A 26,016-nucleotide genomic window follows, 5' to 3' on the forward strand; every position below is an offset into this window, starting at 1 on the left:
TCGCCTGCAACGTGCTGTGGGCGCTCAATGTCGTCGTCTCGAAGATCGCGGTCGATGACCTTGCGCTGCCGCCGCTGTTCTATGCCGCGCTGCGTTCGCTGCTGGTCGTGCTCGCGCTCGCTCCCCTGCTGCGGCGCGTGCCGGAAAAGCTGCCGCGCGTGCTTGCCGTGGGGCTGGCGATCAGCGGCGGGTCCTTCGCGCTTCTTTTCATCGGCCTCCAGACAGCCTCTCCGTCCGCCGCCGGGATCGTCAGCCTGTCGGGCGCGCCGCTCACCGTCCTGTTCGCGATCCTGTTCCTCAAGGAGCAGGTGCGCTGGCGGCGCGGCATCGGCATTGCGCTGACTTTCATCGGAGTGGCGGTGGCGATCGGTTCGCCATCGGGTCTGGAAAGCGGCTGGGGGCTCGCCTTCGTCTTTGCCTCGGCCCTGATCGGGGCGCTGGGCTCGGTTTTCTTCAAGCGGCTCAGCATCGGTGCGGTCGAAATGCAGGCGTGGGCCGGGCTGTCCTCGGTCGCCGTGCTGTTTCCGGTCTCCTTCGCGCTGGAAAGCGGGCAGGGGGCCGCGCTCGCTGCCGAACCGCTCGCGGCGGCGGCCTGCATGCTGTTCGCGGGGCTTGTCGTCTCGGTCGGCGCGCATTCGAGCTATTACCGGCTGTTTCAGCGCTATGACGCGAACATGATCGTGCCCTTCACGCTGCTCACCCCGCTGCTCACGATCGGTTTCGGCGCGTGGCTGACGGGCGATGCGATCGGCTGGCGGCTGCTGGTGGGCGCGGGGCTGGCGCTCGCCGGGGTGGCGATCATCGTGCTGAGGCCGAGCCGCGCGCTGTTCAAACCGCTGCTGGTGCGCCCGAGGCTCTAGCTGCCCCCGATTTGGCATACCGCCGCAAGGCCGTTACACTTCCGCCCATCGGGTCGCCCGGACCGCACGGAATTGCGGTTGGGCGAAACATATGGACACTGCACACCCCGCATCCGGGCTGGTGCTCGAACACAGCCGTCCCTTGCGGCTGTTCACTCTCTTCATCCTCTATGTCGGTCAGGGCATGCCGATCGGGCTGTTCTGGTTCGCCGTCCCCGCCTGGATGGCGGTGAACGGAGCTTCGGCCGGAGATGTCGGAACGGTCGCCGGCTTCACCGCGCTGCCATGGTCGCTGAAACTGGTGAACGGCTTCATCATGGATCGCTACACCTACCTGCCGATGGGCCGCAGGCGAGCCTGGCTGCTCGGTGCGCAGGGGGTGATGATCGCGAGCCTTCTGGTCGCCGCCGGAATCGCGCCCGAGGCGAACGACGTCGCCTTCCTCGCCGCGATCGGATTTGCCGTGAACATGGCTACGACCTTTCAGGACGTGGCCGTCGATGGCCTCGCGGTCGACATCATGAGCGAGGACGAGCGCGCGCGGGGTGCGGGGATGATGTTCGGCGGGCAGGCGATCGGGATCGCCGCTGCGGCTGCGATCTGCGGTTTCGTGATCGAGGATTACGGCGCGCCCGCCGCCTTCATGGTGATCGCCGCGCTGATTGCCGCGCTGTGCGGCTACATCGCCGCGTTCGCCGAACGCGAGGGGGAACAGCGCCTGCCGTGGAGCGAGGGGCGCTCGCATGAGCGAAATCTCGCGATCCAGCTCGAGGCCTGGGGCCCGCTGCTCAAATCGACCTTCGGATCGCTGACGAAGCTCGTCAGCCTGCTCTGGCTGCCTGTCCTGTTCGGCCGCGGCATCCTTTATGGCGGGATGACCGGGGCGACGCCGCTGATCGGTGCGAATTACGCCGGATGGGACACGAGCGCGATTTCCAGCCTGACGGCCATGGCGGGACTTGTCGGAGGCGTGCTGGCGATGACGCTGGGCGGCTGGCTCGGCGACAGGTTCGGGGCGAAGCGGATCGGGATCGTCTGGCTGTGCGTCCAGCTTGCGGGTCTGGCGGCGATGTATTTCTCACAAAGTCTGTGGGGCAATCCGGCCGTATTCACCGCCTTTGTCATCGGCTGGGTCTCGCTCGACCTGCTGCTGACGGTGGCGCTCCTGCCGATTTCGATGCGGCTGTGCGATCCGAGCGTGGCGGCGACCCAGTTCACGATCTACATGGCGGTGTCGAATTTCGGCATATCCTTCGGCGCGTTCATGCTGGGCCGCACCGACGCGATGGGCGGTCTGTCCTCGATCTTTCTCGTCGTGGGCGCGGGCTGCGCGGTGGCTCTCGCGCTGCTGCTGGCGGTCCGGTATCCGCGCCGCCCGGAATATTACGCCCGCCAGGCGGAGGCGGCGATGGTGTTCGACAGCGCCGCGCCGGTCCCGAGGGAACGGCGCGGCTAGGTCGGGGGATCACGCAGCCCTGAGTTACGCAGCCCTGAGTTACGCAGCCCTGAATTACGCAGCCCTGAGTTACGCAGCCCTGAATTACGCAGCGATGCGTTCTGCCTGTTCCTGCGCGGCGGCGATCACCGCTTCGCCGTCTGCGCCCATGATCCCGTCGGCGGCGACGATTTCGACTTCGGTGATGCCGAGAAAACCCAGGAAGAAGGTCAGCCACGGGCTCATGAAGTCGATCTCGCTGCCGATCTTGGTCCCGCCCGATGCGGCGGCGATATAGGCCTTCCTGCCGGTCAGCAGGCCGACGGGGCCGTTCTCTGTATATTTGAAGGTCTGCCCGGCGCGCGCGACGAGATCGGCCCAGGCCTTGAGGCTCGCCGGCACGCCGAAATTGTAGACCGGGGTCGATATCACGATCGTGTCTGCGTTCTCGAGTTCCTCGATCAGCCGGTCCGAGATCGCTGCCAGTTCGGCCTGCCCGGCGGTGCGTTCGTCGGCGGGGGCAAGGTTCGCGGCGAAGCGCTCCGCACTGACGAAGGGCAATTCCTCGGCGGCGAGGTCGCGGATGGCGAGGCGGCTGTCGCCCTTTTCGCGAAGCCCGGCGACGATCCGGTCGCCGAGCTGGTTCGAGATGCTTTCATCGCCGCGAATGCTGGCCTTGATGTGCAGGATATTCCTCATTTGATGGCTCCTTTGCCGGAAAATGGATGGAGGGGTGGAGCCGGCCGCGGGGGACCGGCCGGCTCCGTGGGAATGTCAGGCCGCGTCGACGAGCACGAGTTCGGCATCCTCAAGCGCAGTGACGCTCACTTCGTCCATCGCGGTGATCGCGATGCCGTCGCGCGCCTTCGCCTCGACGTCCCCGACCCGCACCTTGCCGGTGGCAGGGACGAGGTAGAGATGGCGCCCGGCCGAGCGGGGGCGGTAGGTGACGCAGTCACCCGCCTTCACCGTCGCCCCCAGCACGCGGGCATCGGCGCGGATCGGCAGGGCCCCCTGAGCCTTGTCGCCGTCGCCTTCCATCCCGCTCGCAAGCGGAACGAAGGCGCCGCTGCGTTCGCCCCTGGGAAACTGCCGCGCGCCCCAGCCGGGTTCTCCCCCACGGGTGTCGGGGATAATCCAGATCTGGAACAGCGTCGTCTCGGTCTCTTCGAGGTTGTATTCGGAGTGGCGCACGCCGGTCCCGGCGCTCATCACCTGCACGTCGCCCGCTTCGGTGCGGCCTTCATTGCCCATCGAATCGCGGTGCGTGATCGCGCCTTTGCGGACATAGGTGATGATTTCCATGTCGTTGTGCGGGTGGGTGGGAAAGCCGGTCCCGGGGGCGATCGCGTCGTCGTTCCAGACACGCAAGGCTCCCCAGTGGACGCGCGCCGGGTCGTGATAGCCGGCGAAGGAAAAGTGGTGGTGTGCATCGAGCCAGCCGTGATTGGCCGCGCCGAGGCTTTCGAAGGGGCGCAGTTCGATCATTGCTCATTCTCCTGTTCGCGGCGGGCCCGGGGTGAGGGCTCGCCTGTTGGAACGGCAGATAGGGGGATCGGTTCAGACGGATAAGTGCGATAAAACTTGCAAAGATGTTCGGAAAAATCGAACACAGCCGCGATGAAGCTCGGCGAACCCAGTCTCGACCAGATCCGCATCTTTCTCTCCGTTGCCGAGGAAGGCAGCTTCGGCGGCGCAGCGCGGCGCATGGGGCGCGCCGTTTCGGCGATCAGCTATGGCATCGCGCAACTCGAAGCGCAGCTTGCCGTGACCCTGTTCGAACGCGAAGGTTCGCGCCGCCCGGTCCTGACCGAGGCGGGCAAGGGCCTGCTCGCCGAGGCGCGCGGCGTCGCCGACCGGGTCGATGCGCTGCTGGCAAAGACACAAAGCCTGCATGCGGGCCTTGAGTCCTCGGTCCGGCTGGTCATCGACGTGATGGTGCCGGGCGAAGTCACGGCGGGCGTGCTGCGCGAATTTCGCCGGATATTCCCGACTTCGGCGCTGACACTGAATATCGAGGGGCTGGGCGCGGTCGCGGCCTGCCTGCTGGACGAGGACGCGGACCTTGCCATCGGCGGCCCCGTCATCGGTGAACATCCCGCGCTCGAACGGCAGGCGGTGGGCGAGGTCGAACTGGTCCCCGTCGCTGCGCCCGATCACCCGCTCGCGGTGCTGTCGCGCGAAGGCCGCGCGGGGCCGGACGAGAGCCGCGATCATCTGCAACTTGTCCTGGCAGACCGTTCGAAACTGACCGAGGGGCGCGAATTCTCCGTGCTGAGCCCGCTCACCTGGCGATTGGGCGATCTCGGCGCTAAGCACACGCTGCTGCTCGAAGGGCTGGGCTGGGGCAACATGCCGCGCGCGATGGTGGCGGGCGATCTCGAACGGGGGCGGCTGGTGGAACTCGATCTGCCCGAGCGGCCCGGCGCGCATTACCGGCTGAGCGCGCTGTGGCGGCGCAATGCCCGGCTGGGTCCGGCGACGAGCTGGCTGATCGATGCCTTCCGCGACCGGCTGGCGGAGAGCTAGGCGCTGCGCAGCCAGCGCCGCGCTTCGTCGGGTGCGTCGAAGAAATTGACCTCGACTCCGTCGGCGATGCGGCGATATTGCATGCGCACCAGCGGCGCGGAGGAGACGACGGCGAAGCGGGTCAGGCCGTTGTCACGCCCGGCAAGGATCGAATCCCTTATCACCTGCGCGGTCTCGCGGTCCTGCGGCACGAAGTCGCGCAGGTCGCCCAGCGCGCTGAATGGCGCGCGATCCCGCAGGAATGGCTTGGCCTTGCCCAGCAGCTCATCAAGGAAATCCTGCATGCTCGCCTTGGCCCACAGCCCGCTGATCGCGAAATGCAGTTCCGCGTGGTGCCGATCGACCGAGATCGAATGCGAGGGAGCAAGCGAGGCCATGGGGCCTGAACTAGGCTCAGGACCCATTAAATCACTTGCGCTGGCGGCAGTCGATTGATTCAATAGCGGCAGCAAGGAGGTGCTGCCGATGTCCGGGCTGTGGTTGTTGAGCGAGGCGCAGATGCGCCGGATTGAGCCCTATTTTCCGTTGTCGCATGGGATCCCACGGGTCGATGACCGGCGGATTGTGAGTGGTATCATCTTCGTGATCAGGAATGGATTGCGCTGGCGTGATGCGCCTGCCGGCTACGGCCCGCACAAGACGATCTATAATCGCTTCATCCGCTGGAGCCGCCTGGGCGTGTTCAACAGGATCTTTGCCCAGCTCGCCGCCAAGGGCGGAAAGCCCGATCAGCTGATGATCGACGCCACCCACCTCAAGGCGCACCGGACGGCGGCAAGCCTGCTAAAAAAGGGGCTCTACCCAGACGTATCGGCCGCACCAAAGGCGGACTGAACTCCAAGCTGCATGCAGTCTGCGATGGCAAGGGCCGGCCATTGATCATGCTGCTCAGCGAAGGGCAGATGAGCGACTACAAAGGGGCTGCGCTGATGATCGAAGCCTTCCCCAAGGCCGAGGCGTTGCTCGCCGATCGGGGCTACGATGCCGACTGGTTCCGCGCCGCTCTGGAACAGCGCGGTATCGCTGCCTGCATCCCGTCAAAAACGAACCGCAAAGTGCCCATCCCCCACGACGCGGTGCTCTATCGCCAACGCCACAAAGTCGAGAACATGTTCGGCAAACTCAAGGACTGGCGACGCATCCACACCCGTTACGACCGATGCGCCCACACGTTCATGTCCGCCATATGCATCGCCGCAACCGTCATCTTCTGGCTGCCGCAATGAGTCCTGACCCTAGCCTTGCCTGCGTAAATATATCGATAATCTGTGCGGCTTTTTCTTTACTTCTTGGGTCGTTCGACTTGCGGCTACGCCATGAGCGGCAAAGTCGATCAGTCCTTGCGAAGCCAGTCCAGCGCTTCGGCCATCTCGGTGAAATAGCCCATGTCGAGCGCGTTGCTGACCCGGCGCAGCTGCTGCATCTGGAGAACCGAGCTGTAGACGATCGCCATTTTCGTCACGCCCACCTTGGCCGAGATGTCCTGCGACATCTGCATCCGTTCGGCCACGTCGCGCGGCTGGACGCTGTATTGTCTCAGATCGCCGATCGCGCGGAAACCCTTGCGGTCCTCCATGAAAGGACCGGCCACGCGCCGCAATTCCTCGAAGAAGCGGTCGATCGCCTCGATCGTGAACAGGCCGGTCAGCGCATAATGCACTTCGCGCCGCGCATCGTCGCGGGTGACGGTGAAGGTGGGAGCCAGGCTGGCCATGTCCGCGCCCATAGCAAGTCGCGGTAAACGCCTCCTAAATCCGCGTGACCCAGCCATGGGGGTCGGGCGCGGTACCGCGCTGGATGCCGACCAGCCGTTCACGGATCTTCGTGGTGAGCTGCCCGGTTCCGCCTGCGCCGATGGTGAATTCGCCCTCGGGCGAGGCGACGGTGCCGACCGGTGTCACCACGGCAGCGGTGCCGCATGCCATCGTCTCGAGCAGGTCCCCGCTTTGCGCCTCGTCACGCCACTGGTCGAGCGAATAGGGCTCCTCGCGCACGTCGAGCCCCTCTTCGCGCAGCAGCTGGATGAGGCTGTCGCGGGTGATGCCGGGCAGGATCGTGCCGGTGAGCGGCGGGGTGATGACGCTGCCGTCGGCGCGCACGAAGAACAGGTTCATGCCGCCCAGCTCCTCGATCCACCTGTTCTCGACCGCATCCAGGAAGACGACCTGGTCGCAGCCGTGCTGGGTCGCCTGCGCCTGCGGCACGAGGCTGGCGGCATAGTTCCCGCCGGTCTTGGCCGCGCCCGTCCCGCCGGGCGCGGCGCGGACATAGCCTTGCGCAACCCAGATCTTCACCGGGGCGACGCCGCCCTTGAAATAGCTGCCCGCCGCCGACAGCAGGACGATGAACTTGTACTGTTTCGCCGGACGCACGCCGAGAAATGCTTCCGATGCGAACATGAAGGGGCGGATATAGATCGACCCGCCCTCGATCGGCGGGAGCCAGTCGGCATCGGCGGCGACGGCCTCGCGCACCGCGGCGAGAAAGGTTTCCTCGGGCAATTCGGGCATCGCCATGCGCCGCGCGCTGTCGCTGAAGCGCCGCGCATTGGCCTCTGGCCTGAACAGGGCGAGCCCGCCATCGGCATGGGCGAAGGCCTTCATGCCCTCGAAGATTTCCTGCGCGTAATGCAGCACGCTCGCCGCCGGATCGAGCGTCAGCGGCTCACGCGGGCCGATCGTCGCTGCCTGCCAGCCGCCGCGATCCTCGTCATAGTCGATCACGACCATGTGGTCGGTGAAGATCTTGCCGAAACCGGGATCGGCGATGAGCTCGGCGCGCCGCTCGGCGGGCGTGGGCGAGGGGTGGGGGAGGCGGGTGAATTGCATGGCTTGCCGGTAATATGGCCCGGCGGGTTGGGCAATCCTTGTTTGCGCGCGCCATCCGGCGTGCGATCTCGTTACGCCTTCGGCGCTGCGGGCGGGCGGTCGCCCCTGCGGCCCGCTGCGCGGGCCGGACCAGCGCCATACGCCAGCGCGGGAGAGGAATACATCCGCGAAGAAGCGCTCATCGGCGTTCGTAGCCGCCGAAAGGGCGACGCCCGCCCGGATCGGCGATCGAAAGAAAGGAAATGAAAGGGGCGCTTCCAGCCCGTCGGTGGAAACGCCCCTTCATGGTCAGCGGCCAGGAAGTGCCGCTCACGAAGCCTCTAAGGGTTGTGTCTTACCGATAGTGCTCCGCGCGGAAACTTGCCGACCTCTCTGCTGAACCATGAGACATCGGATCACCTCCTTTCGCGCTAGATAGCCAAGACCCTGCCGTATCACCGGGGGCCGAGAACCGCGTTCGCCGCTGGCCTCGTCCCCATATGTGAATCATGCAAAAGGCGTCCGCAAGACTTGAAAAAATCTTTTCCCACGTCAGAATGGTCCGCCGTTGCATTGAGGCCTTATCAAGGCGTCCGGGGGAAATTCCGGGCGCCTTTTTTCTGTTACATGCGCGTGACTGCCGAATAGGTGTTCGCGCCTGTGGAAAAGCGCGAATCCGTGCGTGCTTACCTGCAGTCCTCGATCACCCGGCTGACCTCGACCCAGGCGGGTAGGTAGAGCGATCTCTGGCCCTCGACCAGGACGGCGAAACGGCCCTTGGTGATCGCCATCGCGTCGAGCAACGGGTCGGAGGGCGCGAGGAAGGCGGCCAGCAATTCGCCCTGTCCGGCGACGGGCCGCGCTTCGATCGTGCGGGTGAGCGTTTCGGTGCGGATCGTCATCGCGCGCGCGGCCGTCTGGGCGCGCCCGGTGACATAGGCGAGCCCGACCTGTCCGTCGGCGCAGCGCAGGATGAAGCGCGCCTCGGAAATGCCGGTGCCGAACTGCGCCAACGTCTCGCCGGGCTCGCGCGCATAGCCCCAGTCGCCCGGCGTCTGCGGGGCATCGAGATAGTTCTCGTAGACCGGCCCGGAAGAGACCGGGGGCGGGGCAGGCTGCGGAGTCGGCGTCGGTGCCGGCGTCGGTGCAGTGCGGGGCGCCGCCGCGGGAGCGGGGGGCGGTGACTGCGACGGGGGCGGCGGCAGCGGCACGTCGGGCTCGGGAATGCAGGCGGCAAGGGCGAACGTCAGCGCCAGCGCGCCAATGGCGGTCAGATAGGTCGCTTTCATGCCCCCTCAATGCGCGCTAACGAATGAAGCGTCCATGACCAATCCGGCGAAATCCTCTCCAAAGGCGGCGAAACGGCGCGCCGACCACTTGCTGGTCGAACGTGGCCTGGCGGAAAGTCGTACCCGTGCGCAGGCGCTCATCATGGCGGGGGTCGTGTTCGCGGGCGAAGCGAAGGTGGACAAGCCCGGGCAGCAATTGCCCGCGGATGCCCCGCTGGAGGTGCGTGGGCGCGACCATCCCTGGGTCAGCCGCGGCGGGATCAAGCTCGACCATGCGCTCGCCCATTTCGGGATCGACGTGGCGGGCGCGGTGGCCATGGATATCGGATCGTCCACCGGCGGCTTTACCGATGTTCTCCTCACGCGCGGCGCGGCGCATGTCTTTGCCGTCGACAGCGGCACGAACCAGCTCGCCTGGAAATTGCGGCAGGACGATCACGTCACCGTGCTCGAACAGACCAGCGCGCGGATCCTCACCCGCGATCAGATTGACCGCGAATGCGACCTCGTCGTGTGCGATGCGAGCTTCATCTCGCTTGCCAAGGTGCTTGAACGCCCGCTTGAACTCGCCGCGCCGCGCTGCCGGGTGGTCGCCCTTATCAAGCCGCAATTCGAAGTCGCCCGCGAAGAAGTCGGCAAGGGCGGAGTGGTGCGCGATGCCCGCCTGCACGAACGGGTCTGCGGCGAAGTGCGCGACTGGCTCGAAGGGATCGGCTTTTCGGTCGAGGGTGTCGAGACAAGCCCGATCACCGGGCCGCAGGGCAATATCGAATTCCTGGTCAGCGCGCGGCGCAGCTGAAAGGGGTGCGGCTGAAAGGGCGAACGGCTGAAAAGGCGGCGCCCAATGAAAACGGCCGGCGGCAGAGAGAACTGCCACCGGCCGCCTGATTTCGCGACCAGGGTCGCGCGAAGGGAGGATTACTCCGCTTCGGCCGCTTCTTCGGTCATTTCGCCTTCGACGGCTTCTTCGCCTTCGGCCATCATTTCTTCGCCTTCGGCCATGGCGTCTTCAGCCATCATTTCGCCTTCGGCCATCGCGTCTTCGGTGGTTTCCTCGACCGACATGGTGTCGGCTTCGGTTTCGGTGGCTTCGTCGGCCGGCTCGGCGCAGGCGGCGGTGAGAGCGAGGCCGCCGGCAACGGCGATCAGCGAGAAAAGGTTGGTGTTCTTCATTTTCGTGTTCCCCTAATCAGCCCCCTTGGGGGACCATGATCGGTCTTTGGAGCGCGAATGGGAATTTCCTGCCGTCTAGCGCCCCGAATCACGGCAAGAATGTGGCGTGATTAGCAGATCGAGCGGCCGACGCTAACGGATTAAACATATTTTTGCCCCATTTCGCCGCTCGAACGCCGATCAGCGCGCAATTTCGAGGCTTTCGGGACACGCCGAAACACGAGAGCGCGGCGCAATGCGCGCAAGATTGGCCTTGGCGCGAGGCTTGTGTATCGCCGGTGCGTCCGAAACTTAACGGGCGAATCGCTGGGGGCAGGGCCGGCGCGGCCGGGCAGGAGGCCCGCTCGCCGGAACGCCCGGAAGGTCGGGAGACGTGATGCAGACACTCGCTTCCAAGGGTCAGTTGCGGGCAAGTTTCGTGCGCTGGGCCCTGTTCTTCGTGCCGCTGATCCTGCTGCTCGGCTTCGTCTCGGGCGAATTCGGCGGTGCCGACACGCCCTGGTTCGCAGGTCTGGACAAGCCCGCCATCTTCCCGCCACCGGCCGTTTTCGGGATCGTGTGGGGAGTGCTCTACGTCATGATCGGGCTCGCCGGAGCCATGGTGGCGAGCGCATGGGGAGCGCGCGGCCGGGCGATGGCGCTCGGTGCATTCGCGCTGCATTTCGTCGGCCCGATGGCATGGACGCCGGTCTTCTTCGGCCTGCAGGAGATGCAGATCGCGCTCTACGTGCTCGGCTATTCGGTGGTGAGCCTCTTGGTGGTGATCGTCCTTTACTGGCGAGTGCGCAGATTGGCCGGTATCATGCTGCTGCCCTATTTCGCCTGGGCGAGCTTTGCCACGGTGCTCAACTACCAGTTCATCGTCCAGAATCCCGGTGGCGGGGCTGCCGATCCCAATGGCGCGGTGGAACGCTTTGACCTGGGCGAGGAGTGATCGTCCTGCCTTCGGGATGAACCGGCCCTTCCCGAGATACGGGGCCGTCTGGACAAACGGGCGGAGCGCGACCAAATAGGGCATCATGCAGAGCCAGAATCCTATCATCGCCGATTTCGTCAAACTCGCCAACAGCGCGGCCGGGACCGTCGCCGGCATGAGCCGGGAGGCGCGCGACAATGCGCGCGAACGCCTGCGCGAACGGCTGGGCGGCATCGACTTCGTGAGCCGCGAGGAATTCGATACGGTCAAGGCGATGGCGCAGAAGGCCCGCGAACAGGCCGACGCGCTCGAAGCCAAGGTCGCCGAACTCGAGGCGAAGCTCGCGAAGAAGTGACCCGCTGAGGCGCGCGTCATGCACTTGCGCGCCCCGGCCATCCTCGTCGCATCGCGCGCGCACGGAGAAACGGCCGCGATCGCGCGGCTGATGACCGAACAATACGGCCTTGTCGCCGCCTATGTCGCGGGCGGGCGCGGGCGGCGGATGCGCCCGGTCGTCATCCCCGGAAACCGCGTCGCGCTCGAACTCAGCGCGAAATCCGACACCCAGCTTCCCTTTGCCCGGCTTGAGCTCGAGGAAAGCCGCGCGCCGTGGATGACCGAGCCGCTGCCTGCCGCCGCGATCCAGTGGGCCTGCACGCTCACCGCCTCGGCGCTGCCCGAACGCAATCCCTATCCCGCGCTCCATTCGGCGCTCGACGCGCTGCTCGCCGCGATCTGCCATGCGCCTTCGGCGCGCGGCTGGCTCGGCGCGATGGTCGGGTACGAGGCGCTGCTGCTGCGCGAGATGGGCTATGGCGCGCCGCTCGGCGACAGCGCCCCGCCGCTCGATGCGCCGCTTGCCGACCAGTTCGAGGCGTTCCGCGTGCTGCACCGGCCAATGGGCCGCCATGCCCTTGCAGGAGCGGCGGGCGATGGTATGGCCGCGCGCGTGCTGCTGGGCGAACGGCTCGCCCGGATGATGGAGTGAGGGGCTGGTCATGAAGATTGCGGTTCTGCCCGGCGACGGGATCGGTCCCGAAGTGACGCGCGAAGCGGTAAAGGTGCTCGAAAGCCTCGATCTGCCGCATCTCGCCTTGTCCGAGGGCGATGTCGGCGGCGCGGCCTACAGGCGCCACGGCGTGCCCCTTCCTCCTGAGACGCTGGAAATGGCGCATCACGCCGATGCGGTCCTGTTCGGCGCGGTCGGCGATCCCGCCTGCGACGATCTGGAACGCCATTTGCGCCCCGAACAGGCGATCCTCGGCCTCAGAAAGGAACTGGGCTTGTTCGCGAACCTGCGCCCGGCGCGGGTGTTCGAGGGGCTCGAACATCTCTCCCCGCTGCGCCCCGAGATCGCCCGCACTCTCGACATGCTGATCGTGCGCGAGCTTACGGGGGACGTCTATTTCGGGAAGAAGGGCGAGCGCACGACCGAGGACGGCGAGCGCGAGGGCTGGGACGAGATGGCCTATTCCGCCCCCGAAATCCGGCGCATCGCCCATGTCGCCTTTCGCGCCGCGAAGGCCATGGGGGCAGGGCTGACCAGCGTCGACAAGGCGAACGTGCTCGAAACCAGCCAGGTCTGGCGTGACACGGTAACCGAGGTGGCGCAGGGATATCGCGAAGTCGCGCTATCCCACATGTATGTCGACAACGCGGCGATGCAGGTGATCGCGAATCCCGCGCAGTTCCGGGTGATGCTCACCGGCAATCTGTTCGGCGACATCCTGTCGGACCTCGCCAGCGCGGCCGTCGGTTCGATCGGGCTGCTGCCCAGCGCCTCGCTGGGCGAACGGCAGACCGGATACGGAACCTTCGGCCTTTACGAACCGATCCACGGCAGCGCGCCCGATATCGCAGGCGAGGGCAAGGCGAACCCGATGGCGACGATCCTGTCGGCGGCGATGATGCTGCGCCATTCCTTCGGCCGAGAGGACGAGGCTGCGCGGATCGAGCGCGCCGTTGCGAAGGCACTGACCGACGGGATTCGCGGCGGCGACCTCGGCGGCGATCACGGGACCGAGGCGATCGGCGCGGCGGTGCGCGAGCGGCTCTGACGCCGGGCGCGGGCCATGCTCGAGCTGGCGATCATTCTTCCGACGCTCAACGAGCGCGGCAACCTTGCCTCGCTGGTCGAGCGGATCGATGGCGCGTTGGGGCCGATGCTGGGGGATGGGGGCTGGGAAGTCCTGATAGTCGACGACGACAGCCGGGACGGCACGGCGGACGAGGCGCGCGCGCTGGCGCTAACGGACCGGCGCGTGCGGGTGATCCAGCGGATCGGGCGGCGCGGCCTCGCCAGCGCGGCGATGGAGGGTTTCTGCGCCACCGCCGCTCCTTTCGCCGCCGTGATGGACGCCGATCACCAGCACGATCCGGCGCTGCTGCCGAAAATGCTCGCCGCGCTGAAAGCCGGGGAGGCGGAGGTCTGCGTCGCCAGCCGCTTTGCCGAAGGGGCGAGCACGGCGAACTGGGCCGATCCGGAACGCGAAAAGCTCTCCGGCCTTGCCAACCGCGTCGCGCGCGCGCTGACGGGCGTCGATCTGACCGATCCGATGAGCGGCTATTTCATGCTCCCGACCGCGACCGCGCGCGCCATGGTCCCGCGCCTTTCGGGGATCGGCTTCAAGATCCTGCTCGATCTCCTCGCCACATCGGACCGGCCCTTGCGCGTGAAGGAATTCCCGCTCGATTTCGCCGCACGGCGCGAAGGCACTAGCAAACTGGACCGCGCGATCCTGTTCGATTTTCTCGCCGGGCTCTATGACCGGACGATGGGCCGCCTCGTCCCCACCCGTTTCGCCCTGTTCGGCACGGTCGGCGCGCTGGGCGTGATTGTTCATTTCGCGGTGCTTTCTGCGCTGCTCCTCGTGTTCGAGGAAGGCTTTACTCTCGCGCAGGGCGCGGCGGTGCTGGTGGCGATGAGCTTCAATTTCTGGCTCAACAATTACCTTACCTATCGCGACCAGCGGCTGAAGGGCTGGGGCGCGGTGCTGCGCGGCTGGCTGGGTTTCTGCGGAACTTGCGCGATCGGCGGCTTCGCCAACGTGGCGGTGGCGACCTTGCTCGAATCGCAGGGGCTGTTCTGGGCGTTCGCTGCGCTGGCCGGGATCCTGGTCGGGTCGGTCTGGAACTATGCGCTCTCCAGCCGCTTCGTCTGGGGTCGGTTCTAGCGCCAGCCCGAAATCCAGGTCCAGTCGGCAAAGCTCATCGGCCCGTCCAATGGCGCGGCGGAGAGGACTTTCCAGAACAGCGCGAAGAAAAGCGCGCTCCCAAGCGGCACCGCCCAGCCGAGCCAGCGCAGCCGCTCCACCTGGCGCAGGTTCGACAGCGCCAGCGCGAGCGCGGCCAGCAGGAACACGCTTGGCATCATGTAGTGGTAATAGAACTGCACCGGCTTGGGCGCGATCACCCACAGGCCGAGGCTCGCGGCATAGCCGATCACCGCCGCGACCTTGGCCCATTCGCGCCGCCACAATCCGGTCACCATGCACCACACCAGCGCGAACAGGCCAAGGAGCATGGTCAGCGGGTTGCCGATCAGCAGCACCCCGCGCTGGGCCCCGTCGGCGAATTCGTAGAGATACCAGATGCCGCGCGTGTTCGTGACCCATTGGGCCCAGGTGCTCTGGTAACTGTGAGGGGCCATGACCGAGCGCTGCAGGTCGAGAATCTCGCGGTGGAATTCGACCAGGCCGAAGGGAAACAGCTCTCCTGCAAACGGCGATGGGCGCAGGGGCGTGCCCATCCAGTAGCCCGGCAGGAAGGTGAGCGCATAGACCGCAAGCGGGACGAGGCCGAGCCACGCGAACGCCTCGATCAGGCTCACGCCCGGCACCGGGATGCCCCGGCGGCTCATCAGCAGGCGGCGCCGTCCGGCAGAAAGGCGCGCGGCGAAGAAGGCGAGGCCGGGCAGCATGGCCAGGGCAATCGCGTTCCATTTCGCCCCGAGCGCGCAGCCGATCGCCAGGCCGCAAAGCGCGAGCCGCCAGCGGCCGGTCTCCGGCTCGCGGATGGCGGCGGCAAAGGCCCACGCGGCAAGCGCGAGGAAAGCGGCCATGAAGATATCGAGCATGGCGATGCGCGACTGGACGAAGAGGTGAAAGCCGCTCGCCAGCAATACGCCAAAGGCGATGGTGGCATAGCGGTCCATGCTCGCATGCCAAATCGCCCGCATGCTCGCCGCCACCACGAGCGTGCCCGCGACAAGCGGCGTGATCCGCCAGCCGAGCGGCCCGTCGCCGAAAACCGCGATGCCGAGAGCGATCACCTCCTTGCCAAGAAGCGGGTGCTCGCGGTTGAGATATGGTCCGCCTTCGAGCAGCGCCCGGGCGGCGGGGAGATAATGCACCTCGTCGAAATAGGGCGCGGAAGGGACGGTCAGCCGGATGCTCGCCAGCGCGGCGAATACGATCGGGAGTGCGAGGCACCATGCCCACGGATCGCGGGCATGTTCGGGCGGGCCGCCATGATCGACAGGATGACGATCGGGCGGAAGAGCGACAGGCGGGGCGGCGACCTCATGCATGGCTGAGGCCGGGCTTACGAAAGCGCCGCTCGCCCTGCAAGACGGATTGCCAGCCGGGTTCAGGCGGAGGGCGAAGTTGCCTCGGGCGCGCCGCGCGCTTCGAGCCAGAACAGCCGCGCGCACAGGGCGAGCAGGCCGATGCTCGCCGTCGTAACGACGAACAGCCCCCAGAGCGGCAGGTTCATGCCCGCCGCCCGTGCCCGCGGGGCGATGAGCACGAGCGCGATCGTGACGGCGATAAGCAGGTCCCACCAGACCTGCACGCCCCACAGATTGGCAGTGTGGTTCTCCCAGACCGGCAACACCCCCTCGCTCGCGAGGACGACAGCGGTGAATGCCGCGAAACCCGCGGAAAGGGCGGCGGCGAGATGCGCGTTGGCGCGCGCCTGCGGGCGGGCGAGGACAAACCCGATTGCGATCAGCGCCCCGGCGATGCCGGCGATGAACAGGATGACTTGCGGCGTGATTTCGAGGGGCATTGCGGGGGTCTTTCCAGTCTTGGCGTAGCGATTGCTACGCAGGCTTGTAGCGCAATGTAGCGGACGCTACAAGATCGGCATGAGAAAAACGCCGATGTCCCGTGAGACGCTGCTACCGAAGCTTGCCGCCCATGTGCTCGAACACGGCCTTGCGGGCGCGAGCCTGCGCCCGCTCGCGCGCGCGGCGGGGACGAGCGACCGGATGCTTATCTATCATTTCGGGAGCAAGGCCGAACTCGTGGCCGACCTGCTCGCCTTCCTCGCGGAGCGCTATGCCGCGGCGTTGGACGGCGCCATGGGCGATACGCCCGCGGCCACCCGGCAGGAAGTCGCCGCGCGTATCCTCGCCCGGGCGCGCGAGGAGGCGATGCAGCCCTTCATGGCGCTGTGGTGGGAAATCGTCGCGGGTGCGGTGCGCGACCTTCCCGGCTACCGCGAGGCGGCGGGCGCGGTGATGGACCGGATGCTCGAATGGCTCGAGGGGCAGATGCCGGCAGGCGATCCCGATCCCGAAGGCGGCGCGCGCTATCTCCTTACCCTGATCGAGGGGGCGATGATGCTCACGGCTGCCGGACGCCCGCGTTTCGCGCGCGAGGGGCTCAATGCGAGCGGCCTGTGACACCTGCCTGCAAGCCGCGCTTGTAAGCGACCCTGCCACCGCCTAATCGCTTGCCCCCATGAAGAAGACGACCGGAATGGACCGCAAGGTCACGCAGAAATGGCGCCCCGCGACCCAGGCCGTGCGCGGGGGCACGTGGCGCAGCGATCATGGCGAGACGAGCGAGGCGATGTTCCTCACCTCGGGCTATTCCTACGACGATGCCCAGACCGTCGCCGACCGGTTTGCGGGCGAAGCCGAGGGCATGACCTATTCGCGCCTCCAGAACCCGACCGTTGCCATGCTAGAAGAACGCATTGCCCTTATCGAGGGCGCGGAAAGCTGCCGCGCGCAGGCGAGCGGGATGGCGGCGATGACCGCGGCTCTCTTGTGCCAGCTTTCCACCGGCGACCACTGCGTTTCCGCCCGCGCCGCGTTCGGTTCGTGCCGCTGGCTGGTCGACAACCTCCTGCCGCGCTTCGGGATCGAAACGACCGTCATCGACAGCGCCGACAATGCCGCATGGGAAGCCGCGATCCGGCCCAACACCAGGGTGTTCTTCTTCGAAACCCCGGCGAACCCGACGCTCGACATCGTTGACCTGCAATTCGTCTGCGACCTCGCTCGCGCGCGCGGGATCACGACCGTGGTCGACAACGCCTTCGCCACGCCCGTGCTCCAGCGCCCGATGGAATTTGGCGCGGACGTGGTGGCTTACAGCGCGACCAAGATGATGGACGGGCAGGGCAGGGTGCTCGCGGGCGCGATCTGTTCCTCGAAGCGGTGGATCGACGAGGTCCTCATGCCCTTCCAGCGCAACACCGGCCCGGCGCTTTCTGCCTTCAATGCGTGGGTGGTCCTCAAGGGGCTCGAGACGCTGGACCTGCGCGCCCACCGCCAAAGCGCGAATGCGGTCGCTCTTGGCCGTTTCATGGAGAAACGGATCGACGCGGCGGGCGGGCACATGCTCCACCCCGGCCTCTCGAGCCACCCGCGCCACAAGCTGGCGATGCAGCAAATGGACGCGACAGGACCGATATTCGCATTCGACGTGGGCACCCGGGAAAGGGCCTTCGCGCTGCTCGACGCGCTCGAACTGATCGATATCTCGAACAATATCGGTGATGCGAAGACGCTGATGTGCCACCCGGCCTCGACCACCCACGCGAACATGGGCGATGAGGCGCGCGGCGAGATGGGCGTCACCGACGGCCTCATCCGGATCAATGTCGGGCTGGAGGATATCGCCGACCTTACCGAGGACATGGACCGCGCGCTCGCCGCCGCAGGGATCTGACACGCAAATGCAAAGGGCCGGGCCCTCCGCTTGTGCCTCGGTTGAGAGAGCGAAAGGCCCGGCCGGTGCACATGACGGCTGCCTGAAGGCAGGACCGCTCGGAAACGACCTGTCAGGAACCGTGCCGGTAAAGGCCTTGAGGTCCCCGAAGACCTGACCCTTTTGGCCCCCGTGCCCTAAGAAAACCCGCAGGATTTCGGGTAACGCTGCATCAACCACGTTTCCGCAAGGGGTGGGCGTGGTTGTGCGGCGCAGCATATTTCGTTAAAGGTCCGGCTCACATTCACGTGCCCGATCATGCGAACGGGCCCAGGTATCCCGGAAATCCCGTCAATGACTCCAGACCGCTCCTCCGCGGCCACCTTCCGCCGCGACTGGCAAAAGGATTGGTTCGCCCAGCCCCGCGCCGACATGCTCGCCGGCATCGTCGTCGCGCTCGCTCTCATACCCGAGGCGATCGGATTTGCCCTGATCGCGGGCGTCGATCCCAGCGTCGGCCTCTACGCCTCGGTCGTGATCGCGATGGTGATCGCCTTCACCGGCGGTCGGCCCGGCATGATCTCGGCGGCGACCGCGGCGGTCGCGGTGGTGGTGATCCCGCTGGTGCGCGAATACGGGGTCGAATATCTCTTTGCCGCGACGATCCTGATGGGCGTGTTCCAGGCGATCGCGGCGGTGCTGCGGCTTGACCTGCTGATGCAATTCGTCAGCCGCAGCGTCATCACCGGCTTCGTCAACGCGCTCGCCATTCTCATCTTCATGGCACAGATCCCGCAGCTCACCGGCGTCGGGGTCGAGACCTATGTAATGGTCGCGGCAGGCCTTGCGATCATCTACCTCTTCCCGCGCGTGACCAAGGCGGTGCCGAGCCCGCTGGTCGCGATCCTGCTGCTGACGGGCGCGGCGATCTGGTTGGGCCTTCCGGTCAACACGGTGGCGGGCGAGGGCGAATTGCCCGACGGCCTGCCGTTCTTCGGCTTGCCGGACGTGCCGCTGACGATGGAAACCTTGCGCATCATCGCGCCATATTCCGCCACCATGGCCGCCGTGGGCCTGCTCGAAAGCCTGCTGACCGCGCAGATCGTCGACGACATGACCCACACCGACAGCGACAAGCGCCGCGAATGCGCCGGACAGGGCGGGGCGAATGTCCTTGCGGCGGTGTTCGGCGGGATGGGCGGCTGCGCGATGATCGGGCAGTCGGTCATCAATGTCGCGAGCGGCGGGCGCGGGCGGCTGTCGACCTTCACGGCAGGAGCGTTCCTGCTGTTCCTTCTTACCGTGCTCGGGGACTGGGTCGGGCAGGTGCCGATGCCGGCACTCGTCGCGGTGATGATCATGGTGTCGATCGGGACGTTCTCTTGGAACTCGATCCCCAACCTCAGGCGCCACCCACCGACCTCGAGCGCGGTGATGATCGCGACCGTCGTTGTCGTGGTGTGGACCCATGACCTCGCGCTGGGCGTGCTGACGGGCGTGCTGCTGTCGGGCATCTTCTTTGCAGGCAAGGTGCGCAACCTGTTCGATGTCGAACGCATTCGCCGGCCCCATTCGGCGGTCTATGTCGTCACCGGCGAGATTTTCTTCGCCAGCGTCGACAAGTTCATCGAGAAGCTCGGCCCCGAAAGCGCTTACGAGGACGCGGCGCACAACGTCGTGATCGACGTGTCCAAGGCGCATTTCTGGGACATCTCGGCGATCGGCGCGCTCGAAAAGGTGGTCGAGAGGATGCGTCGCAACGGGCGGCACACGCGGGTCGTCGGATTGAACCAGGCGAGCGCGGACCTGTTCGACAGGTTCGCGCTGGAGGACCGGACGGGTCTCGAACTCGGACTGGCCCCGCACTGATTTTAGCGCAGCCCATCCGGGCTGTGACATCCTCGTCTCCCGGGGCGCTGCGGCCGGCCGCTTGGCCCCCCGTGCCGGGGACTGTTGCCGCATCGGACCGGACGTGCAATCGCTCGCGCTGCAATTGGATGGAGCCGCCGCATGAGCAAGAGCGTCGAACTGGTCTTCGATTTCGTCAGCCCCAACCTCTATCTCGTCTGGTGGCCGCTGCGTGAAATCTGCGCCCGCTGCGATGCCGAACTGGTCGTCGCGCCCGTGTTCCTCGCGGGAATGCACCGCATCACGGGCAATGCCCCGCCGATGATCCGCGATAAGGACGTGAGGGGCAAGAACGAATACGCCCAGCTCGAAATGGACCGCTTCATCGCGAAGCACGGCCTCACGCAATACCGCCTGCACCCGCAATTCCCGTTCAATTCGATCACGCTGCAACGCATGCTTGTGGCCGCCTGCGAGGACGGGCGCGGGGTGCAGTTCGCCGAGGGTCTGCTTCGCCCGATCTGGGAGGACGGCATTGACGTGACCGACCCGCAGGCGCTCGGGCAGGCGATCGCGGCGGCGGGGTTCGATCCGCAGGCGCTGCTGGCTCGCGCCCAGGACGAGGCGGTGAAGGCGAAACTGGCCGCAAACACCGATCAGATGGTCGAACGCGGCGCTTTCGGCATTCCCACCATGTTCGTCGGGCCCAAAGGTGGCAGGACCGAAATGTTCTTCGGCAAGGAACGGCTGGATCAGGTCGAGGACGAGCTGGCGAAGGGGTGAACACGCTGCCGTTGCACCGGGACCGGATCGGTCGAAGTCGGCAACGGTCCCTTAGTTGACCCGATCATGCCGATGTGTTTGATTTTCTGTTCTTGACGCCGATGTCGGAGGTCAGGACCGAGCACGGGGCAGGTCTTTCGGGGATGCAGTACTTTCTGATTGATTTCCTGTCGCGTTTCAACGCGGCTGGCGGGAGGGACGAAAAATGGCGCTGCCTCGTCGATACCTATGCCGAATTGGGCTTCAACGTCGTCAACTATACGGTGTTTCCCAACACCGATGATCACGGCGCCCCGGTCTTCATTGAGAACTTTCGCAATGGCTGGAGCGAACATTACGCTGCGCAGGATTATGGCAGCGTTGACGCGCTGATACCTCACGTCCTCACGAGCAACCTGCCTGCCCTGATGTACGGCGTGGATGAACGCCAGCCGCTTTTCTGGTGCGAAAAGGGAAGGCAACTGATCGCCGAGGCCAAGGATGCAGGCATGGAGCGGGCGATCGGTTTTTCCCACCGCAATGCCGATGGCGTCATCGACGGGGGAGTGGCGCTTGGTAGCGATATGCTTTCGGCCAAGGATTTCGCTTTGACGGTGCAGGAAAAGCTGCCGCTGCTCTACACGATCTATTCGATCGCCTACAACGAACTGCATCCCGAACTAAGGCAGGTTTCGGCGCGCGAAGCGGTGAACCTGTCTGCGCGCCAGCACGATATTCTGATGGGGCTCTGGGATGGGCTGCCCAACAAGCAGATCGCCGAACGGCTCGGCGTGACGGAAGTGACCGTGTCATTCCATCTCAGGCAATTGCGCGAAAAGCTGGGTTGCCGGCTCAATCGGGAAATCATCCCGAGGGCATATCGCTGCGGTTTGCTCGGCAATCCGGCGCGGGGCTGACCCGCATCGAACGGTCGGCGAGCTTTATCTTTTTATAGGTTAGGCGCCGCACCGGGCGTCTCTAGACCTCTTGCAGGGGCCGGTTTCCCGGTCTCCGGAACAGGGTCTGGAGGCAAGATGACTAGGATTATCAATTCATTCGTGCTGCTCGCGGCGACGAGTGTCCTTGGCGGATGCGGCGCATTGGGCGGAGCGTGTTCGGGAGTGGAACTGTCGACGGAGCCCGATCGCTTCAGCCAGACCTCGGTCCTCGTGCGCAACACCACGGACGAAGCCAAGCTGGTGACGATCGGCATCATCCGTGGCGACGGAGCCGAAGGAAAAACGCATACGGCGCGGGTGGATTCGAAAGACATCTACGAGACCGTCGTTAGCAACATGCGCGAGGGCGACTCGGTCGAAATCAAAGAATGCAGGTAGGGATCATCGCAGCACGGGCTGTGCGGTTTCCCCGAAGAAGGAATTGAATATGCATAAGCGCCTCTTCAGGGCCGCGATACCCGTCTCCGTTCTCGCCGCTGCGCTCACCGCCTGCGGCAATCCCGCGTCGGAACTCGAGGGCAAATGGGTCAGCGCCTCGATGCGCGATGCGTTGGGGTGCGGGATGGGCCGGGCCATCATCATCGACGGAGACCGGGTTCTCTTTGGGGTCGGCGGATACTTGCTGAAGGAATTCGACAATCTCGAAGGCGAGGTGCTCGACAACGGAAACGTGGTTTTGAAATCCGATACGGCGAAGTTCGAAATCGCTCCGGGTGAGGAAGACGGCCAGATGACCCTTATCACCGGTCCCTTCGTCCCCGAGCATTTCACCACCCGGCTGCCCCAGAAACTCGCTCGCTGCTGACGCAGAGCGGGCGTTGCGCAAATGTCGCAGTTTCCCGCATAGCGGCACTGAGGTTCGATCATTCCGGCTCCCCGAAGGATACAACGGGGAATAGCGACGTTGCCCCCTTGTCGGGACGACGGGAATCGTTACCTTGGAGCCACTATGAAAGAGCTGTTCCAACACGCTGCCGTAACCGACGGGGTCACCGTCCGGGTCGCCGTCAACTTCCTGCCGGAGCAATCGCATCCGGAGGCTGGCAAGTGGTTCTGGGTCTATCACATCCGGATCGAAAACGGCTCGCACGAAACGCTGCAGCTGCGCACGCGCCACTGGCGCATCACCGATGCGCGCGGCATGGTGAACCATGTCGACGGCGAAGGGGTGGTCGGCGAACAGCCCGTCCTCTCGCCCGGCGAAAGCCACGATTACGTCTCGGGCTGCCCGCTGACGACGCCGCACGGATCGATGGAAGGCTTCTACACCTTCGCCAAGGGCGACGGTTCGCCGCTCGAGGTGCGCATCCCGTTCTTCCCGCTCGCCGCGCCCGAAACGGCGGACGGACGCTCCTCGGCCTGATCGTCTGGGTGAGCGGAGCGCTTGCCTAAGGCCGGGGCGCTGGCTAGGCGCTGAACCGTCGTGAAGCGCACCCATCTCCCCTTGAATGCCCTGCGCGTGTTCGACGCTGCGGCGCGGCATCTGTCGTTCACCCGCGCGGCGGACGAACTCGCCGTCACACCCGCCGCCGTCGGCCAGCAGATCCGCGCGCTCGAGGACCATCTCGGCGTCGTCCTGTTCCGCCGCACTTCCAAGGGGCTCGAACTCACGCCCGAGGGCGCGGCCGGGCTCGATCCCCTGCGCGAAGGATTCCTGCGTTTCGAGGAAAGCGTGCAGGCGATGCAGGCCGGGCAGGCATCGGACCGCTACACCATCGCCGCGCCGCGCGAATTCTATTCGGTCTGGCTCGCCGCGCGCCTCGGCCAGTTTCAGGCCGGACGGCCCGGCATCCAGTACATCCTCGCAGGCAGCGAGGAGACCGATTTCACCGAGGCGAATCTCGATCTCGCCGTCCGCCTGATCGACGGGCCGGGCGATCTCGAAGGCGTGCAGCTGACCGCGGCGAGGCGCGTGACCGTCGCCGCCCCCGGGGCCCGGGATGCGTGGATCGACTGGCCGGGCGCAGCCCTGCCCGATGGCGTTTCGCCCTGCATCCGTGCCGCAAATCCCGGCCAGGCGCTCTCCAGCGTGCTGGCGGGCATGGGCCGTACGGTCCTCCCGCTCGCGCTTGCCGAAGATGCGATCGGCGATGGCAGGCTCGAAGCTCTCGGCGATCCCGAAGACAGTCGCCGCGCCTATTGGCTGGTCGCCCCGCTGCCGCAATGGCGCCAGAAGAAGGTCCGCGCTCTCGTCGAATTTCTGACGGCGTGATCCGCCCGATGCGCACCGTAACCGAAATCGAAACGCCCCGCTTTCGCATGCGGCCCTTGCGCCGCACGGACCTTGGCGCGCTCTATCCGACCATGTCCGACCCCGATCTTGCGCGCTATCTCACGCGGCCCGCCTTCACCTCGCATACAGAGCTGTGGCAATGGCTCGCAGCCCCCGACTGGCCGGGGCGCACCTGGATCGCCGAGGACCGGGAGAGCGGTGCGGTCGCCGGGCGCTTTACCGCGGTCCCCGCAGGCCAGGACGGCGTCGAGGAGATCGGCTATATCGTGTGCATCGATCGCCAGGGCGAAGGCGTCGCGCGCGAATGCGCCGCGGCGCTGGTGCGTCACCTGATCCTCGCCCCCCGCGAGGAAGGCGGCGGCGCGCGAAAGGTCATCGCCGAGGTCGACACTCGCAACGTGCCCTCCATCCTCCTGCTCGAGACGCTCGGCTTCACGCGCGAGGCGCATCTTCGCGAATACGAGGAAACCCATGCGGGCATGTGCGATGTCTATCTATACGGACTTCTCGTAGGCGAAGTGGGCGCGGTCCCTGTGGACATCGCCCCGCCATCCGCCGCCTGATCGGGCAAGGCCGCCGGATCGCGCGTCAGGTTCTCGATCACGAGATCGACCGTCCGCTCGCCCCATATGTTGAGCGCGATGTCGGTGCGCAGCTGGTCCGCGTTCGCGCGCGCAAAGGCCGGATCGTCGAGCGCACGGTGCAGCTTCGCGACCGTTTCGCTCTCGCGCCCTGCGGAGGCGGGCTTGAACGGGCGGGCAGCGAGCATTTTCGCGCTTGTCATGTCGTTCTCGGCCAGCGCTGCGACCAGCATGTAGAGGTGCTGGAGCGCATCGGGAGCAGGGTTGGCCGCGATCATCGCGCGCAATTGCTCGTCCGAAAGGCCGACTTCTCCGGCATAGGACGGACAGCTTGGTGCCTCGGCATCGATCGCTGCGCGCAGGGCCGGGTAATTGGTCGCCTGTTCGAAACCGATTTCCATTCCCGCCCGCGCCGCGTCGCATTGGCCGCTGGCCAGCAGGACCTTGGCGGCGACGACATTGGCGAATGAATTGAACGGGTCGGCATCGAGCGCGAGCTGGAGATCGCGCCAGGCAGGCCCGGATGCGCGGATCGGTTTCCCCTCAAGCCGGTCGCCCTGATAGGCGGCGAAGGCGCGGCGGGCGCGGAAATAGGGGGTGAATTCGCTTTTCGGGAAGCGATCGATGCAGCTGTCGACCATGTCCGCGACAGCGCCGCCATCGGCGCGCACGTTCTCGATCGTGATGAAACAGGTATATCCGCTTTCAAGCGAATTTCCGAAAATGCGGCGCCGGTCCTGAGCGACTTCGCCGGTGGGCGAGGTTATGTGGGTGAGCGCGGAGCGGATTTCGTCGGCGAAACGTTCGCGCCGGGTCCGGTCGTGCTCGACAAGTTCGTTGAGCAGCACGTCGCCATCCGCATCGGCGAAGCTGAGAAAGGCCTGCAGGGCCCCGTCCGGTTCGTGAACGAAGCTCATGGTGAGGGTGTAATCGGCCCGCTCCTCCTCGGATGCAGGCCGCGTGCCCGTGACCAGCGAATAGGCCAGCAGGATCTCGGCCAGCCGAACCGCGAACTGCGCGGTGTCGCGATCGGCGCTGCCATTGCCTTCGAGCCCGGTGAGATCGGCCTGCAGGACGATCGTCGGCTTTTCGAGATCGGGCTGCGGGCAGGGTCTCTTCCGGCGAGGCCATGCGCCATGCAAGCAGGCTGGCAACGAGCAGGCCGATGATTGCGATCGGGGTGATGACGAAGGCCCGGCCCCGGCGGCGGGCGGCGGGCGCGGACGGTTCGGCTCGGGCCGAAGCCGCCATCGTGCCGGCAAAAGCGTCATCGGCTAAGGGCGCGGGCGCGGCGCCTGCCGCCTCGGACCTGCCGGCCCGATCCTCGTGCATGACGCTGTCGCCCGCCTGCTCGTCATCGTCCGCTGCGTCCGGCACGTTAGGGGGCGTGGGCGGGGCGGGGCGCTGATAGGGCGTCAGGGTGATTTCGTACTGCCCCTGCTCGATCGTCAGCCGGTGGCCGTCATGCGGCTGGGTCCGGGAATAGTAATTGTCGAGACTGGCGCGCAGGCGCGAAACCTGCACGCGCGGATAGCTGTCATTGGCGAGGTCGAAATCGTCCGGCTTGCCGAGCGCCTCGACCGCGATTTCATGCTGGGTCGGTGAAGGGCCGCCGGAGAGGGCGCGCTCGACCAGGAAACGCAGCAGCATGGCCTGAGTCGGAGAGCGCTGGAATATAACGTCATCCAGCACATAGTCAGCCTCCCGGCGCAGATGGTCGCCGAAGGTCACTTTGAAATTCCA

At 66.1% G+C, this 26,016-nt stretch carries 32 protein-coding genes; 21 read left to right on the plus strand and 11 right to left on the minus strand.

Annotated features, from left to right (window positions below; all coding sequences use genetic code 11):
* The first annotated feature begins 11 nt into the window (after positions 1-11).
* Entirely contained in the window at positions 12-860 is an 849-nt protein-coding gene (locus Ga0102493_RS05740) for a DMT family transporter (RefSeq protein WP_236922308.1), read from the plus strand.
* 91 nt (positions 861-951) lie between these two features.
* Positions 952-2,316 (plus strand): MFS transporter, encoded by a 1,365-nt coding sequence (locus tag Ga0102493_RS05745; protein ID WP_069297471.1) that lies wholly within the window; start codon positions 952-954, stop codon positions 2,314-2,316.
* Here Ga0102493_RS05745 and Ga0102493_RS16605 read toward each other — a convergent pair.
* The 3 genes from Ga0102493_RS16605 to Ga0102493_RS05755 all read right to left on the minus strand — a co-directional run bounded on the left by Ga0102493_RS16605 (position 2,313) and on the right by Ga0102493_RS05755 (position 3,783).
* Positions 2,313-2,408: a hypothetical protein gene (locus tag Ga0102493_RS16605; protein WP_150132516.1), complete on the minus strand. Its 96-nt coding sequence runs from the start codon at positions 2,406-2,408 to the stop codon at positions 2,313-2,315. The two genes, Ga0102493_RS05745 and Ga0102493_RS16605, sit on opposite strands and share 4 nt — an antisense overlap.
* Entirely contained in the window at positions 2,401-2,994 is a 594-nt protein-coding gene (locus Ga0102493_RS05750; RefSeq protein WP_034903822.1) for an FMN-dependent NADH-azoreductase, read from the minus strand. Before Ga0102493_RS05750 ends, Ga0102493_RS16605 begins: the two co-directional genes overlap by 8 nt.
* A gap of 75 nt (positions 2,995-3,069) precedes the next feature.
* Complete coding sequence (locus tag Ga0102493_RS05755; protein WP_034903821.1) at positions 3,070-3,783, minus strand: pirin family protein; 714 nt, start codon at positions 3,781-3,783, stop codon at positions 3,070-3,072.
* 132 nt (positions 3,784-3,915) lie between these two features.
* Between Ga0102493_RS05755 and Ga0102493_RS05760 the strand changes: the two genes are divergently transcribed.
* Positions 3,916-4,824, plus strand: a complete 909-nt coding sequence (locus Ga0102493_RS05760) for a LysR family transcriptional regulator (protein WP_034903820.1) — start codon at positions 3,916-3,918, stop codon at positions 4,822-4,824.
* Here the strand turns inward: Ga0102493_RS05760 and Ga0102493_RS05765 are convergent.
* Positions 4,821-5,201 carry an STAS/SEC14 domain-containing protein gene (locus tag Ga0102493_RS05765; RefSeq protein ID WP_034903818.1) on the minus strand — a complete coding sequence of 127 codons (381 nt, stop codon included), beginning with the start codon at positions 5,199-5,201 and terminating at the stop codon, positions 4,821-4,823. The two genes, Ga0102493_RS05760 and Ga0102493_RS05765, sit on opposite strands and share 4 nt — an antisense overlap.
* 88 nt (positions 5,202-5,289) lie before the next feature.
* On the opposite strand from Ga0102493_RS05765, the gene Ga0102493_RS15690 reads away from it, so the two are divergent.
* Positions 5,290-6,050, plus strand: a protein-coding gene (locus Ga0102493_RS15690; protein WP_150132387.1) for an IS5 family transposase whose coding sequence is annotated in 2 segments (ribosomal slippage) — positions 5,290-5,623 and positions 5,623-6,050 — 762 coding nt in all. Because the reading frame shifts where the segments join, the coding sequence is not laid out codon by codon here.
* A 107-nt stretch (positions 6,051-6,157) separates the two neighbouring features.
* On the opposite strand, the gene Ga0102493_RS05780 is transcribed toward Ga0102493_RS15690, so the two are convergent.
* From Ga0102493_RS05780 to Ga0102493_RS05790, 3 genes are all read right to left on the minus strand, one after another.
* Positions 6,158-6,538 (minus strand): STAS/SEC14 domain-containing protein, encoded by a 381-nt coding sequence (locus Ga0102493_RS05780; protein WP_161490047.1) that lies wholly within the window; start codon positions 6,536-6,538, stop codon positions 6,158-6,160.
* A 34-nt stretch (positions 6,539-6,572) separates the two neighbouring features.
* A complete protein-coding gene (locus Ga0102493_RS05785; RefSeq protein WP_034905092.1) occupies positions 6,573-7,652 on the minus strand; it encodes a branched-chain amino acid aminotransferase in 1,080 nt (359 codons plus the stop codon).
* A 665-nt stretch (positions 7,653-8,317) separates the two neighbouring features.
* Entirely contained in the window at positions 8,318-8,920 is a 603-nt protein-coding gene (locus tag Ga0102493_RS05790; protein WP_034905091.1) for a hypothetical protein, read from the minus strand.
* Positions 8,921-8,954: 34 nt separating this feature from the next.
* Here Ga0102493_RS05790 and Ga0102493_RS05795 point away from each other — a divergent pair, with 34 nt between their 5' ends.
* Positions 8,955-9,719, plus strand: coding sequence for a TlyA family RNA methyltransferase (locus Ga0102493_RS05795; RefSeq protein WP_034905090.1), 765 nt, complete (start codon positions 8,955-8,957; stop codon positions 9,717-9,719).
* Between the two features lie 119 nt (positions 9,720-9,838).
* On the opposite strand, the gene Ga0102493_RS05800 is transcribed toward Ga0102493_RS05795, so the two are convergent.
* On the minus strand, positions 9,839-10,093 hold the full coding sequence (locus tag Ga0102493_RS05800; RefSeq protein ID WP_051698190.1) for a hypothetical protein: 255 nt from the start codon (positions 10,091-10,093) through the stop codon (positions 9,839-9,841).
* A gap of 376 nt (positions 10,094-10,469) precedes the next feature.
* On the opposite strand from Ga0102493_RS05800, the gene Ga0102493_RS05805 reads away from it, so the two are divergent.
* The 5 genes from Ga0102493_RS05805 (at position 10,470) to Ga0102493_RS05825 (ending at position 14,182) form a co-directional block, all read left to right on the plus strand.
* Entirely contained in the window at positions 10,470-11,027 is a 558-nt protein-coding gene (locus Ga0102493_RS05805) for a TspO/MBR family protein (protein ID WP_034905087.1), read from the plus strand.
* An 85-nt stretch (positions 11,028-11,112) separates the two neighbouring features.
* Complete coding sequence (locus Ga0102493_RS05810) at positions 11,113-11,364, plus strand: accessory factor UbiK family protein (RefSeq protein WP_034905085.1); 252 nt, start codon at positions 11,113-11,115, stop codon at positions 11,362-11,364.
* An 18-nt stretch (positions 11,365-11,382) separates the two neighbouring features.
* A complete protein-coding gene (recO, locus tag Ga0102493_RS05815; protein ID WP_034905083.1) occupies positions 11,383-11,997 on the plus strand; it encodes a DNA repair protein RecO in 615 nt (204 codons plus the stop codon).
* A 10-nt stretch (positions 11,998-12,007) separates the two neighbouring features.
* Positions 12,008-13,066 (plus strand): 3-isopropylmalate dehydrogenase, encoded by a 1,059-nt coding sequence (leuB, locus tag Ga0102493_RS05820; protein WP_034905081.1) that lies wholly within the window; start codon positions 12,008-12,010, stop codon positions 13,064-13,066.
* Positions 13,067-13,081: 15 nt separating this feature from the next.
* Positions 13,082-14,182: a glycosyltransferase family 2 protein gene (locus tag Ga0102493_RS05825; protein WP_034905078.1), complete on the plus strand. Its 1,101-nt coding sequence runs from the start codon at positions 13,082-13,084 to the stop codon at positions 14,180-14,182.
* On the opposite strand, the gene Ga0102493_RS05830 is transcribed toward Ga0102493_RS05825, so the two are convergent.
* Together Ga0102493_RS05830 and Ga0102493_RS05835 are read right to left on the minus strand one after the other, a co-directional pair.
* Complete coding sequence (locus Ga0102493_RS05830; RefSeq protein ID WP_081845694.1) at positions 14,179-15,537, minus strand: phospholipid carrier-dependent glycosyltransferase; 1,359 nt, start codon at positions 15,535-15,537, stop codon at positions 14,179-14,181. The genes Ga0102493_RS05825 and Ga0102493_RS05830 overlap by 4 nt on opposite strands.
* Before the next feature lie 59 nt (positions 15,538-15,596).
* On the minus strand, positions 15,597-16,016 hold the full coding sequence (locus Ga0102493_RS05835) for a hypothetical protein (protein ID WP_081845693.1): 420 nt from the start codon (positions 16,014-16,016) through the stop codon (positions 15,597-15,599).
* Between the two features lie 94 nt (positions 16,017-16,110).
* On the opposite strand from Ga0102493_RS05835, the gene Ga0102493_RS05840 reads away from it, so the two are divergent.
* From Ga0102493_RS05840 to Ga0102493_RS05885, 10 genes are all read left to right on the plus strand, one after another.
* Positions 16,111-16,635 carry a TetR/AcrR family transcriptional regulator gene (locus Ga0102493_RS05840; RefSeq protein ID WP_034905076.1) on the plus strand — a complete coding sequence of 175 codons (525 nt, stop codon included), beginning with the start codon at positions 16,111-16,113 and terminating at the stop codon, positions 16,633-16,635.
* Positions 16,636-16,693: 58 nt separating this feature from the next.
* A complete protein-coding gene (locus tag Ga0102493_RS05845; protein WP_034905074.1) occupies positions 16,694-17,911 on the plus strand; it encodes a trans-sulfuration enzyme family protein in 1,218 nt (405 codons plus the stop codon).
* 333 nt (positions 17,912-18,244) lie between these two features.
* Positions 18,245-19,759: a SulP family inorganic anion transporter gene (locus Ga0102493_RS05850; RefSeq protein WP_034905072.1), complete on the plus strand. Its 1,515-nt coding sequence runs from the start codon at positions 18,245-18,247 to the stop codon at positions 19,757-19,759.
* A 141-nt stretch (positions 19,760-19,900) separates the two neighbouring features.
* Complete coding sequence (locus tag Ga0102493_RS05855; protein ID WP_034905068.1) at positions 19,901-20,521, plus strand: 2-hydroxychromene-2-carboxylate isomerase; 621 nt, start codon at positions 19,901-19,903, stop codon at positions 20,519-20,521.
* 101 nt (positions 20,522-20,622) lie between these two features.
* Positions 20,623-21,417 (plus strand): helix-turn-helix transcriptional regulator, encoded by a 795-nt coding sequence (locus tag Ga0102493_RS05860; protein ID WP_051698188.1) that lies wholly within the window; start codon positions 20,623-20,625, stop codon positions 21,415-21,417.
* 117 nt (positions 21,418-21,534) lie between these two features.
* Entirely contained in the window at positions 21,535-21,837 is a 303-nt protein-coding gene (locus Ga0102493_RS05865) for a hypothetical protein (protein WP_150132430.1), read from the plus strand.
* Positions 21,838-21,886: 49 nt separating this feature from the next.
* Complete coding sequence (locus Ga0102493_RS05870; RefSeq protein WP_034905063.1) at positions 21,887-22,264, plus strand: hypothetical protein; 378 nt, start codon at positions 21,887-21,889, stop codon at positions 22,262-22,264.
* Between the two features lie 144 nt (positions 22,265-22,408).
* The gene (gene apaG / locus Ga0102493_RS05875) at positions 22,409-22,822 is read left to right on the plus strand and encodes a Co2+/Mg2+ efflux protein ApaG (RefSeq protein ID WP_034905060.1); all 414 of its coding nucleotides are present in this window, start codon (positions 22,409-22,411) and stop codon (positions 22,820-22,822) included.
* Positions 22,823-22,882: 60 nt separating this feature from the next.
* Positions 22,883-23,671, plus strand: a complete 789-nt coding sequence (locus Ga0102493_RS05880; RefSeq protein ID WP_034905046.1) for a LysR family transcriptional regulator — start codon at positions 22,883-22,885, stop codon at positions 23,669-23,671.
* Positions 23,672-23,679: 8 nt separating this feature from the next.
* On the plus strand, positions 23,680-24,255 hold the full coding sequence (locus Ga0102493_RS05885) for a GNAT family N-acetyltransferase (RefSeq protein ID WP_051698216.1): 576 nt from the start codon (positions 23,680-23,682) through the stop codon (positions 24,253-24,255).
* Here the strand turns inward: Ga0102493_RS05885 and Ga0102493_RS05890 are convergent.
* On the minus strand, positions 24,183-25,415 hold the full coding sequence (locus Ga0102493_RS05890) for a hypothetical protein (protein ID WP_034905039.1): 1,233 nt from the start codon (positions 25,413-25,415) through the stop codon (positions 24,183-24,185). The two genes, Ga0102493_RS05885 and Ga0102493_RS05890, sit on opposite strands and share 73 nt — an antisense overlap.
* 184 nt (positions 25,416-25,599) lie before the next feature.
* Between Ga0102493_RS05890 and Ga0102493_RS05895 the strand changes: the two genes are divergently transcribed.
* Complete coding sequence (locus Ga0102493_RS05895; protein ID WP_034905037.1) at positions 25,600-25,878, plus strand: hypothetical protein; 279 nt, start codon at positions 25,600-25,602, stop codon at positions 25,876-25,878.
* Positions 25,879-26,016: the final 138 nt, after the last annotated feature.

It is taken from the genome of Erythrobacter litoralis, from assembly GCF_001719165.1.
Classification (GTDB): Bacteria; Pseudomonadota; Alphaproteobacteria; order Sphingomonadales; family Sphingomonadaceae; genus Erythrobacter; species Erythrobacter litoralis.